At 67.4% G+C, this 14955-nt stretch carries 13 protein-coding genes; 9 read left to right on the top strand and 4 right to left on the bottom strand.

Features of this window, described 5'->3' with window-relative positions; genetic code table 11:
- Nucleotides 1-40 precede the first annotated feature (40 nt).
- Both AB4Z00_RS06710 and AB4Z00_RS06705 read left to right on the top strand, forming a co-directional pair.
- Nucleotides 41-448 carry a low affinity iron permease family protein gene (locus AB4Z00_RS06710; RefSeq protein ID WP_132267706.1) on the top strand — a complete coding sequence of 136 codons (408 nt, stop codon included), beginning with the start codon at nucleotides 41-43 and terminating at the stop codon, nucleotides 446-448.
- A gap of 118 nt (nucleotides 449-566) precedes the next feature.
- Entirely contained in the window at nucleotides 567-2510 is a 1944-nt protein-coding gene (locus tag AB4Z00_RS06705) for a bifunctional sugar phosphate isomerase/epimerase/4-hydroxyphenylpyruvate dioxygenase family protein (protein WP_442045402.1), read from the top strand.
- A 111-nt stretch (nucleotides 2511-2621) separates the two neighbouring features.
- Here the strand turns inward: AB4Z00_RS06705 and AB4Z00_RS06700 are convergent, their stop codons facing one another.
- From AB4Z00_RS06700 to AB4Z00_RS06685, 4 genes are all read right to left on the bottom strand, one after another.
- On the bottom strand, nucleotides 2622-3533 hold the full coding sequence (locus AB4Z00_RS06700) for a shikimate dehydrogenase (RefSeq protein WP_442045401.1): 912 nt from the start codon (nucleotides 3531-3533) through the stop codon (nucleotides 2622-2624).
- Between the two features lie 87 nt (nucleotides 3534-3620).
- Complete coding sequence (locus AB4Z00_RS06695) at nucleotides 3621-4970, bottom strand: MFS transporter (RefSeq protein ID WP_132267701.1); 1350 nt, start codon at nucleotides 4968-4970, stop codon at nucleotides 3621-3623.
- Nucleotides 4971-5144: 174 nt separating this feature from the next.
- On the bottom strand, nucleotides 5145-6062 hold the full coding sequence (locus tag AB4Z00_RS06690; protein ID WP_132267699.1) for a LysR family transcriptional regulator: 918 nt from the start codon (nucleotides 6060-6062) through the stop codon (nucleotides 5145-5147).
- A gap of 74 nt (nucleotides 6063-6136) precedes the next feature.
- Nucleotides 6137-7492 carry an amino acid permease gene (locus AB4Z00_RS06685; RefSeq protein WP_442045400.1) on the bottom strand — a complete coding sequence of 452 codons (1356 nt, stop codon included), beginning with the start codon at nucleotides 7490-7492 and terminating at the stop codon, nucleotides 6137-6139.
- Nucleotides 7493-7829: 337 nt separating this feature from the next.
- Here AB4Z00_RS06685 and AB4Z00_RS06680 point away from each other — a divergent pair, with 337 nt between their 5' ends.
- The 7 genes from AB4Z00_RS06680 (at nucleotide 7830) to AB4Z00_RS06650 (ending at nucleotide 14879) form a co-directional block, all read left to right on the top strand.
- The gene (locus AB4Z00_RS06680) at nucleotides 7830-8990 is read left to right on the top strand and encodes an FAD-dependent oxidoreductase (RefSeq protein ID WP_442045399.1); all 1161 of its coding nucleotides are present in this window, start codon (nucleotides 7830-7832) and stop codon (nucleotides 8988-8990) included.
- Between the two features lie 25 nt (nucleotides 8991-9015).
- Nucleotides 9016-9918, top strand: a complete 903-nt coding sequence (locus tag AB4Z00_RS06675; RefSeq protein ID WP_442045398.1) for a VOC family protein — start codon at nucleotides 9016-9018, stop codon at nucleotides 9916-9918.
- Nucleotides 9918-10367, top strand: coding sequence for a nuclear transport factor 2 family protein (locus AB4Z00_RS06670; RefSeq protein WP_132267691.1), 450 nt, complete (start codon nucleotides 9918-9920; stop codon nucleotides 10365-10367). The genes AB4Z00_RS06675 and AB4Z00_RS06670 overlap by 1 nt, the downstream gene beginning before the upstream one ends.
- Before the next feature lie 15 nt (nucleotides 10368-10382).
- The gene (locus tag AB4Z00_RS06665; RefSeq protein WP_442045397.1) at nucleotides 10383-11540 is read left to right on the top strand and encodes an alpha/beta hydrolase family protein; all 1158 of its coding nucleotides are present in this window, start codon (nucleotides 10383-10385) and stop codon (nucleotides 11538-11540) included.
- Entirely contained in the window at nucleotides 11537-12343 is an 807-nt protein-coding gene (locus AB4Z00_RS06660; RefSeq protein WP_442045396.1) for a cyclase family protein, read from the top strand. The genes AB4Z00_RS06665 and AB4Z00_RS06660 overlap by 4 nt, the downstream gene beginning before the upstream one ends.
- A 2-nt stretch (nucleotides 12344-12345) precedes the next feature.
- A complete protein-coding gene (locus AB4Z00_RS06655) occupies nucleotides 12346-13320 on the top strand; it encodes a fumarylacetoacetate hydrolase family protein (protein ID WP_442045395.1) in 975 nt (324 codons plus the stop codon).
- Nucleotides 13321-13574: 254 nt separating this feature from the next.
- Nucleotides 13575-14879: a methyl-accepting chemotaxis protein gene (locus AB4Z00_RS06650; protein WP_132267684.1), complete on the top strand. Its 1305-nt coding sequence runs from the start codon at nucleotides 13575-13577 to the stop codon at nucleotides 14877-14879.
- Nucleotides 14880-14955: the final 76 nt, after the last annotated feature.

Below are 14955 nucleotides of genomic sequence, written 5' to 3'. Positions count from 1 at the left end.
CCGCCGAACGTTTCCCAGCGACCATTGCTGGAGCCATGCCATGCGCAAGTCGTTCACCGCTTTCGCCAATGTCGTCGCCGGAGCGGCGGGCAAGGCCCAGACTTTCATCATCGCCCTGCTGGTCGTGGCGGTCTGGGCAATTTCCGGGCCGGTGTTCAAGTGGTCCGACACCTGGCAACTGGTCATCAACACCGGCACCACCATCGTCACCTTCCTGATGGTCTTCCTGATCCAGAACAGCCAGAACCGCGATGCCGCCGCCTTCCAGGCCAAGCTCGACGAACTGCTGCGCGCGCTGGAAACCGCGCGGGACGACTTCATCGGTATCGAGCACCTCAGCGTCGAGGAGATCGAGCGGCTGCGCAAGCTGCTCGAGGAAGAGACCGGCGAGTGCAAGGACGGCCACAAGGCCCATGCCAGCGTGGAGCGTCTGCTGAGTCGATACTGAAACCGGCCGGTTTTCCGCCTCGCCATAACAAGATGGCATGGGAGACCGCATCGGAGCCGCTTCAATCCCAAGGGCCGCGGCGCGATATCGAGAGGATCACAATTCCGGGAGCATCGCCATGTCCAGCGCCGCCGCAGGCCCGAATGCCGCCACGAATGCCGGCACGAATTCAGGAACGAATTCAGGCACGAACGCTATCGCCACTGTCTCGCTTCGCGGCACGCTTGAGGAAAAGCTGCAGGCGGCCGCCGATGCCGGCTTCGACAGCGTGGAGATCTTCGAGAACGACCTGATCGGCTCGGCCTTGCGCCCTGCCGAAGTGCGGCGCCGGATGGCCGACCTGGGCATCCATTGCTCGCTCTACCAGCCCTTCCGCGATTTCGAAGGCATGCCCGGCGAGATGCGCGCCCGCGCCATGGACCGGGCAGAGCGCAAGTTCGACCTGATGGGCGAACTCGGCACCGACCGCATCCTCGTCTGCTCCAACTGCTCGCCCCATGCGCTGGGCGAGCGGCAGCGCATCGTCGACGATTTCCGCGAACTGGGCGATCGCGCCGCCGCGCGCGGCATCCTGGTGGGCTACGAAGCCCTTGCCTGGGGGCGCCACGTCAACGACCACCGCGATGTCTGGTCGATCGTCAAGCAGGTGGACCATCCCGCCATCGGCATCATTCTCGACAGTTTCCATTCGCTCTCGCGCCGGATTCCCAGCGACAGCATCCGCGAGATCCCGCGCGACAAGATCGTCTACGTGCAACTGGCCGATGCGCCGCTGCTCGACATGGACCTGCTTTACTGGAGCCGCCATTTCCGCAACCTGCCGGGGCAGGGCGGGCTGGACCTGCCGGGCTATGTCGCGGAAATCCTGCGCACCGGCTATGACGGGCCGCTCTCGCTGGAGATCTTCAACGACCGGTTCCGCTCGATTTCCTCGCGCCTGGTGGCGCAGGACGGGCATCGCGCGCTGGAATATGTGCGCGATGCGGCGAAGCGCCTGCTTGGCCTGCCGACCACCATGCCTGCCGCCCAGCCGCCGCTCGCGGCCGAATTCGTCGAGTTCACGGCCAGCGGCGAGGATGTGGCGCGCCTTGGCGAGACCTTCCACACGCTCGGCTTCGCGCATATCGGCTCGCATCGCACCAAAAAGGTCGCGCGCTGGCGGCAGGGCAACGTCAACCTGGTGATCAATGCCGAGCCCAAGGGCTTCGCCAAGTCCTACCGCATCGTCCACGGCACCTCGATCTGCGCGATCGGCGTGCGGGTGAAGGATGCGGCCGCCGTGATGGAGCGTGCCGCCGCGCTGGGCATCCGCGCCTATAGCCCCGAGGGGCGCCCCGGCCGCATGGCCATGCCTGCGCTGCGCGGTGTCGGCGGCAGCCTGGTCTACCTAGTCGAGGACGACAGCGCCGAAGCGCTCTGGGCCCGCGAGTTCGAGGCGGTGCCGGTGGCAGACCTGACCGACGATGCCCGCGCACGCTCGGTCGACCACCTTGCCGCCGTGGTCCACAATGACGAGTTCCTGTCCTGGCAGCTCTACTGGCGCGCGCTGTTCGGGCTGGAGGGCCGCGATGCCAACGATGTGATCGACCCCTCGGGCCTCGTCCATAGCCAGGCGCTGCAATCGCCCGACGGCGGGTTCCGCCTGACGCTTAATGCCTCTGACGCGCGCGAGACGCTGTCCTCGCGCTTCCTGGCACAGGGCATGGGTGGCGGCTTCCAGCATGTCGCGCTGGCCAGCGACGACTTGCTCGCCACGGCCGCGGCGGTGCGCGCGCGCGGCGCGGCCATGCTCGATATTCCCGAGAACTACTACGACGATCTCGTCGCCCGCTTCGGCTTCGACGGCCGGGTTGCCGCGCGCATGGAAGTGGCCGGGATGCTTTACGACGAGGATCTGGCGGGCCACGCCTATCGCCAGCTCTACAGCCGGGCGTTCGACAAGCTGTTCTTCTTCGAATTCGTCGAGCGCAGCGGGACTTATGCCGGCTACGGCGCGCCCAATGCCGGGATCAGGCTGGCGGCGCAGAACCGCTTCCGCGGCGTGGAGGACGCGGCCGGGTAGGAAGGGGCATTCGGCCCCCGGCGGCGGGTGTGATGCGCATTTTTGCCGAACCCGCCATCCCCTGCCGGTGGCCGGCGGTGGCGCGTCCGATACGGGCCGGGAGGTTTCGTCTCAGGCCGCCTTGCTGGCCGCGGCGAAGTCCGCGAGCATGCGGTCCACGTCCGGTTCCAGGCCGGTGAAGCGCGCGAAGGCGTGGGCGGCCTGCATCACCGCCATGCCGCCGCCGTTCAGCGTGGCGCAGCCGATGGCCCTGGCGGCCTTGAGCAGCTCGGTTTCAAGCGGGAAGTAGATCACGTCCGAAACCCACATGTCGCGCGTGAGCAGGGCGGGGTCGAACGGCAGGCCGGGGTGGCTTTCCATGCCCACCGGCGAGCACTGGACCACGCCGTCGGCCCCCGCGATCGCTTCGGCCGCAGAGCCTGCGGAGATCACTTCGGCATCGGGGAACAGGGCGGCGAGGCGGCTGGCAAGCGCTTCGGCGCGTTCGGCGGCAGGATCGAAGATCGCCAGCCGCTCCGCGCCGAGGTCGAGATGGGCATAGCCCACGGCCGAAGCCGCGCCGCCGGCGCCGATCATCGCCACGCGCCCGCGGGGCAGCACGCCCAGCGCGGCGAGGAAGCTGGCGCGGTAGCCCGACCAGTCGGTATTGTCCCCGATCAGGCGCCCGTCACGCAGGAGCACGGTATTGACCGCGCCCAGCTTGGCAGCGGCGTCCGACAGCTCGTCCATCAGTGGCAGGACCGCCTGCTTGAAGGGGTGAGTGACATTGGTGCCGTCGAAACCCAGCGCGGCCATCGTGTTCAGCAGCGGGCCGAGGTCATCCGCGCCGAAACCGATCACCTCGCTGTCGAGGATGCGGTAGGCCAGCGGCAGGCCCAGCGCCCTGGCCTCGGTCTCGTGCATGGCCGGGCTGCGCGAGCCGCCGATGCCCGAGCCGATCAGGCCGCAGATCTTCGAGGTTCCTGGCGCGGATGCGCGAAGCGAGGCGCGCGCGGTGGCCGGGAGCACGGGAGACTGGAACATGAGGCGGGTCCTTGAGAGCGGCAGGGGTGGGACGGCAGGGGGGAACGGCAGGGATCGCGGCGTGATAGCGCGGCGTGAGAGCTTGGCTCAGGGCTGGCCGGGCATGCGGATCAGGGTGACGGCAAGGCCGGCCAGCACTGCCGGGACGGCGAAGATCGCGAAGATCGCCGAAAGCGGAACTTTCTCCGCCAGCAGCACGCCGCCCAGCATCGGGCCGATCACCGCGCCGATGCGGCCGATGCCCATCGCCCAGCCCAGTCCGGTGCTGCGGACTTGCGGCGGGTAGAAGCTGGTGGCCAGCGGGTAGCAGCCGTTGAAGCCGCCCTGGATGAAGGCGCCGATGAAGAAGGCGGTCAGCAGCGTGGCGGCGATGGTCATGGACACCGCACCGAACACGACGAGGGCGGCCGCGGCGAGCACCATGTAGAGCAGGATCAGGCGGCGCAAGTCGATGCGGCTGGCGATCAGGCCGATCGAGGTGATGCCGATGAAGGCGCCGATGTTGTAGACTGCGCCCGCGTAGATCGCCTGGGTGGCGGGAAGCCCGGCCTCCACGGCGAGCTTGGGGATCCAGCTGATGACGAAGTAGAGCGTCATGAAGCCGAAGATCGTGGCGGTCCACAGCAGGATCGTGCCCGAAGTGCGTCCTTCGCCCAGCACGCCGCGCAGGCCCACCGAATGGGCTTCGGCCTGGCGGCGCTCGGGCAGGGCCTCCAGCGTCGGGCGGCCGAGCGAGGCGAGCAGGCGGTTGGCCTTGGCCAGCGCGCCCCTGGGCTGGTGGGCCAGCAGGAAGTCCACCGATTCGGGCAGCAATGTCCAGACCAGCGGCAGGGCCAGCAGGCAGAGCGTCGCCGCGCCGAGCAGCATGGCCTGCCAGCCGTGAGCGTCGATCTGGTGAGCGACGATGAAACCGGTGATGGTTGCGCCGACCGGATATCCGGCCTGGAGGAAGCCCACGGCGAACGTGCGGTGGCGGGCCGGGGCATATTCGGCCGTCAGCGCGGCCATGCTGGCCAGCACCGTGCCGATGCCGATGCCCACCACGAAGCGCGAGAGGATGAGTTCGGCGATCGAGGCCGCCAGGGCCGATCCGAACATGGCCACCGTCATCATCACCAGCGAGGCGATGATCAGCTTGCGGCGGCCGAACCTGTCGGCCAGCGGCGCGATCAGCAGCCCGCCCGCGGCCATGCCGGCCAGGCTGGAGCTGAACACCACGCCCAGGCTTTCCGGGCTGACTTTCCAGTCGGCGGAAAGGGCGGGGGCGACGTAGGAGAGGATGAGCACGTCCATGCCGTCCAGCATGTTCAGCAGGAAGCAGATGGCGACCACGAGCACTTGCCGCGGCGTCCAGCCGTCGACGTTCTGCGAAGCGGATTCGCCGACAGTCACGTAAGGACGCACGGACACCGATCCGGCGGCGGAATAGCTGGCCATGGTAACGCCTTTCCCATCCTCAGCGGCGCTTGCATCGCGCCTGTTGTCGTCCGGCGGCCCGGCGCCGGGACATTCGTGAACCTTTCGGGCCGGAACCTGGCGGTCCAAACCTGTGCGAGCGGGATCACGGTGTTTGATCCGGGGGCGCTTTGCCAGACATTGCGGGACTGTGACTTATAGCGTTATGTTATGGGAGATGCCTCTTGGGAGGTTCATCAGCATGTTGCGGGCGATCTCCTCGAAGGTCTCGCCCACCAGGGTTCGCGCCACGTCGAGATTGCGGCTGACATAGACCGGCAGCAGGCCCGGCGACTCGAACTCCAGGAAGCGCACGGTCTCGGCATGGGGCTGCATGGCGGTGAAGCTGTCCACCAGCGCGATGCCCATGCCGTGAGCGACGAAAGCCACGGCCGTTTCTGCAAAGCGGATATAAGTGGAGACTTCCAGCTGCTCGCCGGCTTCCTCGTACATCCTGGCGATGATGCGGCCATGGGGGGTATCTTCCCGGAACGACTGGATCGGCTCTCCGCCCAGGTCCGCCACGGTGATCCGCTCGCGGTCGGCCAGGCGATGGCCGGCCGGCACGGCGCAGACCATGCGGCCGTTGCCGATCCGGCTGGACAGGACATTGGGGTGATCGATGGGAAACACCGTCAGCGCATAGTCGCCGCGCTGGAGCGCCAGCCAGTCGTCCGCCTGTTCCACCGAGAGGATGTCGAACTGGATGGTGAGGCCGGGGTAATTGGTGGTCAGGCGCGAGAGCATCTGCGGCACCACCGAATGGCCCAGCGAGGGCGAGGCGCCCAGGCGGAAGGTGCGATCCTCGCCCTTGGCCAGGCGGCGCACGACATGCTCCAGGTCGTTGAAGCCCTTGTAGATCTGCTCGATCTCCTCGAACAGCACGCGGGCTTCGGACGTGGGCACCAGCCGGCCGCGCGTCCGGTCGAACAGGCGGAAGTGGAGCTTGTCCTCCATATGACCCAGCATGCGGCTGAGGCCGGGCTGCGACGTGCCCAGCATGCGCGCGGCGCCGCTCACCGTCTTGGTGATCATCACCGCGCGGAAGATCTCGATCTGCCTGATGGTCAGCATGGTTCCGGCTAGCACGCGCCGGAGCCCGCGCCAACCGGCGTCATGGGCGGCCGGTCAGCGGCGGCCCCGGCCTGTCAGGGCCTGCGGCGCCCGCGAACGAGATAGAGCGTGCCGCCCAGCAGGTTCCAGCACAGGCAGGCCAGCAGGGTCTTGGTGGGCAGGCTGGCGAAGAGATAGAGGCAGCCGAGGATGGTCGCGCCGCCCACCACGATGCCGGCAGGCACGCGGAAGGGGCGGGGCGCGTCCGGCTCGCGCTTGCGCAGGACGATCAGGCAGGTACCCACCGCGGCGAAGGCGATCAGCGTGCCGGCGTTGGCCAGCGCCGCGATTTCCGAGATCGGCAGCACGCCGGCCAGGATCGCCACGATCACCGCCGTCATCGTCGTCACCCTCAGCGGTGTCCCGCGCGAGGAGAGCTTCGCCAGCGAGGCGGGCAGGAAACCGTCGCGCGCCATGGCCAGGAAGATGCGGCTCTGGCCGTAGAGGAAGCCCAGCAGCACGGTCGGCAGCGCGATCACGGCGGCCACCGCGACGATATGCGCCACCGGCGCGCGGCCCATTTCGCGCAGGATCAGCGCCAGCGGCTCCGGGCTGTCGGCAAAGCGGGTGAAGGGCATGGCGCCGATCGCGGCGGCGGCGACGAGGACGTAGACGAGGGTGCAGATCGCCAGCGATCCGATGATGCCGATCACCAGGTCGCGGCTGGGATTGCGCGTCTCCTCGGCGGCGGTGGAGATGGCGTCGAAGCCGTAGAAGGCGAAGAAGATGATCGCGGCGGCGGCCATGACCCCGCGCTCGACACCGTCCGGACTCATCGACTTGCCGAAGCCGAAAGGCATGAAGGGTTCGAGGTTCGCCGCGTCGAAGGCGGGCAGCGCCACGGCCACGAACAGGCTGAGCGTCAGGATCTTGATGACCACCAGCACGGTGTTCACCCGCGCGCTTTCCTTCGTGCCGAAGGCCAGCAGGCCCGCAACCACGGCGATGATGACGATGGCAGGCAGGTTGACCAGCCCGCCCAGCTCCGGCCCCTGGGTAAGCGCCTTGGGGAAGCCCACGCCCTGCAGCAGCGGCGCGGCATAGCCCGACCAGCCGACCGCCACGGTGGAGACCACCAGCGAATATTCCAGGATCAGGCTCCAGCCCACGATCCAGCCCACCGTACCGCCCAGCACCTTGTGGCTGTAGCTGTAGGCGCTGCCGGCGGTGGGCATCATCGTCGACAGTTCGGCATAGGCGAGCGCGGCGCAGGCGCAGATGGCGCCGGCAATGGCGAAGGACAGCAGAACCGCCGGTCCCGCGCGGTCCGCCCCCACGCCGATCAGCGTCAAGATGCCGGTGCCGACGATGGAGCCGACCCCCAGCGCAAGCAGGTGCGGCCATGACAGTGTCTTGGGGAGGGCAGCCGGCGCCGTGGCGGGAGCGGTCATGGCAGTCTTTGTCCTTCTCGGGTCGTGGTTCGATCTAGCACTCGCAGGCGCACGCGCAAGTTCGCTCGCTTCCGGCCTATCCGCGGCAGAGGCTCTACCATCGATAATGTCGATGCAAATAGATCAAATCAATTCATTTCAGCGATGCTCACCGATGTGCGAGAGGCGGGTTCGAGAAGAGAAGATCGGGCTGCACGAATCCGGGTGAGAGCGATGACCGAAAGGCCGGACACGGCCTGATGCAAGCCGGCGGGGCGATCCCGCGGACTTGCCCCGTGGCATCGACGCTCCTGCCGCCACCCRATCCTCTCCGGCCTTGACCGAGGAGTTTCTGAGCATGTCCGGCAGGACGACACCCGCAGCCCCGCTCATTCCGGACCTGAACGTCCTGGTGATCGGCGGCGGCATTGGCGGCCTTTCCGCGGCCATCGCGCTGCGCCGCAAGGGACACCGCGTCACCGTGATCGAGCGCGATCCCACCTGGTCGGTCTACGGGGTGGGCATCATCCAGCAGTCCAACGTGGTGCGCGCCATGGACCAGCTCGGCGTGCTCGATGCCTTCCTGGACGCCGCCTGCGGCTTCGACGCGGTGGAGATCTACATTCCGGACGGCAGCCGCGTCGCCCGCATTCCCACGCCCACCCTGGTCGAGGGCAAGCCGGCCAACGTCGGCATCGGCCGCCGCGCCTTGCAGAAAGTGCTGGGAGACAGCGTGAGGGCGCTGGGCGCCGAAATCCGTCCTGGCGTAACGGCCGAGACGCTCGATCAGGACGAGACCGGCGTATCGGTGCGCTTTTCCGACGGCGGAGAGGCGCGCTACGATGTCGTGATCGGCGCGGACGGCGTCTATTCGCAGACCCGCCGCATGGTCCTGCCCGAGGCGGAAAGCCCTGAATTCACCGGGCAGTCGGTCTGGCGCTACAACTTCCCGCGGCCCGAGGGGCTCGACGCCCTCCACGTTTACAACGGCCCGACCGGGGTGGGGCTGGTGCCGATGTCGGCCGAGACCATGTACATGTACGCGACGACGCCGGAGCCGGACAATCCGCGCTATCCGGTCGAGGGTCTGGCCGCGACGATGCGCGCGAAGCTGGGGCAGACCGCACCGGCGATCCGCGCGCTGGCCGAGGCGATCACCGAGGATGCCGAGGTCGTCTATCGCCCGCTGGAAGGCATGATGGTCCATGGGCCCTGGCACGCCGGACGCGTCGTCCTGCTGGGCGATGCCGTCCACGCCACCACGCCGCACCTGGGGCAAGGCGCGGGCATGGCGATCGAGGATGCGATCGTGCTGGCCGAGGAACTCTCCGCTGCCCATGATGCAGGAGACAGGCCCGAAAAGGCCTTCGAGGCCTATCGCGCCCGCCGCTACGACCGCTGCCGCTACATCGTCGAGGCCTCGCTGGCGATCTGCCACGGCCAGATCGGCAAGGGGCCGCCCGTCGACAATCACAAGGCCACCGCGGAGATGTTCGCGGTGGTCAGCCAGCCCATTTGACCATTTCATGCAGGGAATTGCAGCCATGAGCCGAGTGACCGAAATCCGCTACGTCGGATATGGCGTCGAGGACTTCGACGCCGAACGCACATTCTACACCGAGGACTGGGGCCTGGTGGAAGTCGGCGCGAACGAGGACTTCGCGTGGTTCAAGACGCACGGGCATGACGAGCATCACGTCGTGCGCCTCCACAAGTCGGATGCCAACCATGTGGAAGTGATCGCTTTCGCCGCCGACACGCGCGAAGACGTGAATGCCCTGCACGACAAGGTCGTGGCGGCCGGCTGCAAGGTGATCTTCGCGCCGCGCGAGCTCGATGCGCCGGGCGGCGGCTATGCCTTCCGCTTCTTCAGCCCTGACGGCCTGCCTTTCGAGATTTCGGCCGATGTCGAAACGCTGGGCAAGCGGGCGATGGAGCGCTGGGAAGGCATGCCGGTGAAGATCAGCCACATCGTCATGCACTCGCCCGATCATCAGGCGCTGGTGGGCTTTTTCACCGACGTGCTGGGCTTCAAGGTGAGCGACTGGCTGGGTGATTTCATGTGCTTCCTGCGCTGCAACGAAGCCCATCACCGCGTCGCCATCCTGCCCGGGCCGCCGTGCCTGAACCACGTCGCCTATGACATGCTCTCGGTCGACGACATGATGCGGGGCGTGCATCGCCTGAAGCAGCGGGGCACGGACTTGCGCTGGGGCCCGGGTCGCCACACGGCGGGCAACAATACCTTCAGCTACTTCACGACGCCCGCCGGCTTCGCGGTCGAATATACGTCCGAACTGGAAGAGGTCGATTTCGAGACCCACCAGCACAAGGTGCATATCCCCGGCCCGCAGGTCATGGACCAGTGGGGCATCGGCGTCGGCGGCCCGCAGACGATGCCGCATCCCGCGCCCGACGCGCGCCTGTTCCAGGCGGCGGACGCCTGATGAAGCGGGGCCTGTCGGTCGCGGCCCTTGCCGCTTGCGCTCTCGCTCTGGTCTCGGCCCGCGCGCCGGAGACGCTGACGACGCGCAACCGCGCGGTGGTGACCGACTTCGCCCGCCTCTTCTACACCGAGCGCAAGGTACGCGCGGCCTTCGAGCGCTATGTCGCGGCGGACTATATCCAGCACAACCCCGGCATTCTTGACGGGCGGGAGGCGGCGATCGCCATGCTGGAGCCGAAGTTCTCCGCGCCCGGCGCCTCGTTCGACGTGAAGCGCATCCTCGTCGATGGCGACATGGCGATGATCCACCTTCGCGGCCGCCCTTCGCCGGACAATCCCGGCGGGGCGGTGGCCGACATCTACCGCCTGAAGGACGGCAGGATCGTCGAGCACTGGGACGTGCTCCAGCCGATCCAGACGCAGACCGTCAATCCGCACCCCTATTTCTGATTACAGGAGCCCCCTTTGGCCCTCTTCGAATACTTCCCGAACTACATCTGGAATCTCTCGGTCTCGATCGCGATGGAATCGGGCGCGCAGCTCGGTGAGATCATCGACATGTGCCAGCCGATCCGCGACGCGGCAGCGAGCGGCGCCGATGCCGGCACGCCGCAGTTCATGAAGGCCTGGGCGGCGATGGGCGACAAGCTGCTGGAACTCGCCGCCGAGGACGAGGCGAAGGGCCGCCAGTTCTCGGCCTCGAACAAGCTGGAGCGCGCCTCGCTCTATCTGATCACCGCAGAGCGCATGCAGGGCCACGGCCATCCCGGACGCAAGGAAACCTATGCCCGGGCGCGCGCGGCTTTCGACCGCTCGACCGCGCTCGGCAAGATCAACCGCGAACGCGTGGAGATCCCGCTGGAGGCAGGCACGATGCCGGCGCTATTCACCCGCGCGCCGGGAGCAGGCCGCAAGCCGGTGGTGGTGTTCTGCAACGGCCTCGATAGCTGCAAGGAACTGCTCTACTGGACCCGCCTGCCGCAGGAACTCGCCCGGCGTGGCATCTCCACCCTCTGCGTCGACCAGCCCGGATCGGGCGAGGCGCTGCGCCTGCAGGACCTGCCCGTCGATCCGCACTCGGAAAGCTGGGCGAGCAAGGCGGTGGACTGGCTGGAGCAGCAGGCGGACGTCGACCCGGCGCGCATCGGCATGACCGGCATCTCTCTTGGCGGCCATTTCGCGCCGCGCGCGGTGGCGTATGAGCCGCGCTTCGCCTCAGGCGCGGTCTGGGGTGCCAACCACAACTGGCGCGAAGTGCAGGACAAGCGCATGGCGCGCGAGGGCGAGAATCCGGTGCCGCATTACTGGGCGCACGTCCACTGGGCCTTTGGAGCCGAGGATCAGGACGATTTCCTGGCGAAGTCCGAAGCGATGAACCTCAATGGCCATATGGACCGCATCAAGGTGCCGTTCCTCGTCACCCATGGCGCCAAGGACCGCCAGATCAGCGTGGATTACGCCGACGACCTCTACGACCAGCTGGTGAACTCGCCGCGCCGAGAGAAGGTGATTTTCACGCCCCGCGAAGGCGGCGTCGAACACGTCGGTGCAGACAACATGGCTTATGGCCGCGACCTGATTTCGGACTGGTTCGCCGAGACGCTCGGAGGAGAAACCGCATGACCCCCAATTCTTCCAGACGCCGCTTTGTCGACCTCTCGATCTCGCTCTGCAACGACGTGGTCAGCGATCCGCCGTTCCTGAAGCCGGAGATCACGTACCAGACCCACATGGACACCGCGCCGGAGCTGGACATGTTCTTCCCCGGCGTCACCGCCGAGGACACGCCCGACGGCGCCGGTTTTGCCGCGTCCGAATGGGTGAAGCTGACCACCCACAGCGGCACGCACCTCGATGCGCCCTATCACTTCCACCCGACCATGAACGGCAAGGATGGAGAGCCAGAGCGTTCGATCACCATCGACGAAGTGCCGCTGGAATGGTGTTTCCAGTCCGGCGTGAAGCTGGACTTCCGCCACTTCTCCGATGGCTATGTGGTCACCGCCAAGGACGTCGAGGACGAACTCGCGCGCATCGGGCACGCGTTGCAGCCGCTTGACATCGTGCTGGTCAACACCGCTGCCGGCAAGGCGCTGGGCGAGCCGAACTACGTCAACCGCGGCTGCGGCATGGGTTACGAGGCTACGATGTACCTAACCGAACGCGGCGTGCGCGTGACCGGCACCGATGCCTGGTCGTGGGATGCGCCGTTCAGCTATACGGCCGAAAAGGTGAAGGAAACCGGCGATACCTCGCTGATCTGGGAAGRCCACAAGGCGGGCCGCGACATCGGCTACTGCCACCTCGAAAAGCTGCACAACCTGGAAGTGCTGCCGGGCCACGGCTTCACCGTCTCTTGCTTCCCGCACAAGATCAAGGGTGCTTCGGCTGGCTGGACGCGCGCCGTCGCGATCTTCGAGGACTGACCATGCGTCTTGCCACGGTGGAAAACGGGCGCCCCGATGGTGCGCTGATCGTCGTGTCGCGCGACGGCGCGCGCTGGCTGGCGACGCCGGGCCTGACCCTGCTCTCCGCGATGGAGGACTGGGCCGCCGCCGAGCCTGCCTTGCGCAAGCTTGCGGACATGCTGGAGGCAGGCGGCGGCGGGACGCTCGACCCCGCCCGCCTTCGCGCGCCCTTGCCGCGGTCCTGGCAATGGCTGGACGGATCGGCCTTCGGCACGCACGGCGAACTCATGCAGATCGCCTTCGGGCTGCCTCCCGTCGATAGCGACCGGCCGCTGATGTACCAGGGGATGTCGGACCGCTTCCACGGCCCCCACGACCCGGTACCTTTCGCAGACCCCGCCCACGGCATCGATTTCGAGGGCGAATTCGGCGTGATCGTCGATCACGTGCCGATGGGGACGCCCGCCGCCGACGCGCTGAAGCACGTCCGGCTTGTCGTCCAGATCAACGACTGGTCACTGCGCACGATCGCGCCGGTCGAGATGAAGACCGGCTTCGGCTGGGTCCAGGCCAAGCCCGCTTGCGCCATGGCGCCTTTCGCGGTGACGCCCGGGGCACTGGGCGCGGCTTGGCGGGACGGCCGGGTCTGCATGGACCTGCTGGTCGACCTCAACGGCCGGCGCTTCGGCGCGGCAAGCGGCGCCGCGATGGACTTCGGTTTCCACGACCTCATTGCCCATGCCGCCCTGACCCGCGATCTGGTCGCAGGCACGGTGATCGGGTCGGGCACCGTGTCCAACGCCGATTATGCGCGAGTGGGATCGAGCTGCATCTCCGAAGTCCGCGCCATCGAGATCATTCGCGACGGCAAGCCCGCCACCCCGTTCATGGTCCACGGCGACCGGGTCCGCATGGCAGCCTGCGACAGCACCGGCTGGATGCCCTTCGGCGTCATCGACCAGGCCGTGGTCCTGAAGGGAAGCCGGCCGGGCTGAGAGGCCGGCGGCGGCGGTATTCTTGCCGCTTGCAAACCATTACCTAAAAAGCGCAAGAATCCGTGCGTTCATTTGGCAATCGTTTTCCGCTTTCACGGCTCCTGCAAGAACAGTCCTGCAAAAGAACCTCTTCGGTTGTAATTCCGACGAGTCCGAAACTGACGCCTTTCTTCCACTCTATAAAGCCTGATGGATATCTCGTCCGGCTGGAATTCCCGCCGCTCGGGCGACAACTCAGGGGTGGGGGAATCCGAATGGAATGGTTCAAGGCCAACGCGCCGATCAGACTGAAATTACTTATCGCTTTCAGTAGCTTCGTCATTCTCGTCGGACTGTCGGGAGGCGCCGGGCTGCTGGTGGGCGAAAGTGCCGCGCACTGGGTGGCGCTGGGCGCGACCGCGCTGGCGGTGGTCCTGGCCGTGGCCTACCGCGAGGCGATCGCCGGGCCTTACGTCACCACCGTGGTGCGCATGGAGGGCCTGGCTTCGGGCGATCTCGATAGCCCGATCGAATTCACGCACTACCGCGACTGCGTCGGCCGCCTGACCCAGGCGATGTTCCAGTTCCGCGCGACCGCGCAGGCGGAAATCGCCTCGAACGGCGAGGCGCAGCGCAATTCCGCCGTCGTGCAGGGCATGGCCGAGAACTTCCGCCGCTTGTCCGAAGGCGACCTTTCCTGCGATATCGTAGAGGACTACCCGGCCGAATACGCCGCGCTCAAGGCCAGCTTCAACGAAGCCCTGGCCAGCCTGCGCGGCCTGCTCGGCTCGGTGAAGGCCAGCACCCAGAACAGCCTCACCGGATCGCGCGAGATCGCCCAGGCCTCCGAGGACCTGGCCCGCCGCACCGAGGGCAATGCCGCCAGCCTGGAGCAGACGGCCGCGGCGATCCAGCAGATCGACGACCGCCTGCGCGCCACGGCGCAGGCCGCCTCGCGCTCGCTCTCCACGTCGGAACAGGCGATGGGCGCGGTGCTGGAAGGCCGGGCGCGCACGGACGCCGCGGTCCAGGCGATGAACCGCGTGAGCGACAGCGCCAAGGGCATCGACGGCGTGATCGAGGGGCTCGACAAGATCGCCTTCCAGACCCGCGTGCTCGCCATGAACGCGGCGGTAGAGGCCGGCCGGGCCGGCGATGCCGGGCGCGGTTTCGCGGTGGTGGCGGACCTTGTCTCGGCCCTCGCCATGCGCGCCGAAGAGGAATCGAAGCGTGCCCGCGACCAGCTGGGCGTGACCCAGACCGACATCGAGGCGGCGGTCGATGCCGTGGAGAAAGTGGACTCGGCGTTCGGCGTCATCTCCTCCTCTGGCGAGGAAGTGACCCGGCTTGCGGGCCAGATCGCCGCCGACAACGACGCGCAGGCCGCGGCGATCGGTGAAATCAATACGGCAGTGGGGGCCATGGACCACGCCACCCAGCAGAATGCGGCGATGGTCGAGGAAACCTCCGCCGCTGCTCGCAATCTGACCTCGGAAATCGCCGCACTGGCGGCCGAGGCCGATCGTTTCCGGATGGGACCGGCGACCCCGGGCCTGCGGCTGATCGCGCGCCACGGCTGAGCGGTTCCACCGCGGATACGCGAAGGCTCCCCGGTCGGTGCGACCGGGGAGCCTTTTTCGTCAGCGCCGTATCAGT

The organism is Novosphingobium sp. YAF33 (assembly GCF_052113265.1).
In the GTDB taxonomy this organism is placed as follows: Bacteria; Pseudomonadota; Alphaproteobacteria; order Sphingomonadales; family Sphingomonadaceae; genus Novosphingobium.
The sequence above is the reverse complement of the archived record's forward strand: the minus strand, read 5'-3'. Positions and strand labels throughout refer to the sequence as shown.

Coding starts and splice junctions, on each gene's coding strand:
- AB4Z00_RS06685 (WP_442045400.1), bottom strand. CDS start 7,492: ATGACCGCTCCCGCCACGGCGCCGGCTGCCCTCCCCAAGACACTGTCA.
- AB4Z00_RS06655 (WP_442045395.1), top strand. CDS start 12,346: ATGCGTCTTGCCACGGTGGAAAACGGGCGCCCCGATGGTGCGCTGATC.
- AB4Z00_RS06690 (WP_132267699.1), bottom strand. CDS start 6,062: ATGCTGACCATCAGGCAGATCGAGATCTTCCGCGCGGTGATGATCACC.
- AB4Z00_RS06710 (WP_132267706.1), top strand. CDS start 41: ATGCGCAAGTCGTTCACCGCTTTCGCCAATGTCGTCGCCGGAGCGGCG.
- AB4Z00_RS06700 (WP_442045401.1), bottom strand. CDS start 3,533: ATGTTCCAGTCTCCCGTGCTCCCGGCCACCGCGCGCGCCTCGCTTCGC.
- AB4Z00_RS06695 (WP_132267701.1), bottom strand. CDS start 4,970: ATGGCCAGCTATTCCGCCGCCGGATCGGTGTCCGTGCGTCCTTACGTG.
- AB4Z00_RS06705 (WP_442045402.1), top strand. CDS start 567: ATGTCCAGCGCCGCCGCAGGCCCGAATGCCGCCACGAATGCCGGCACG.
- AB4Z00_RS06650 (WP_132267684.1), top strand. CDS start 13,575: ATGGAATGGTTCAAGGCCAACGCGCCGATCAGACTGAAATTACTTATC.
- AB4Z00_RS06670 (WP_132267691.1), top strand. CDS start 9,918: ATGAAGCGGGGCCTGTCGGTCGCGGCCCTTGCCGCTTGCGCTCTCGCT.
- AB4Z00_RS06680 (WP_442045399.1), top strand. CDS start 7,830: ATGTCCGGCAGGACGACACCCGCAGCCCCGCTCATTCCGGACCTGAAC.
- AB4Z00_RS06675 (WP_442045398.1), top strand. CDS start 9,016: ATGAGCCGAGTGACCGAAATCCGCTACGTCGGATATGGCGTCGAGGAC.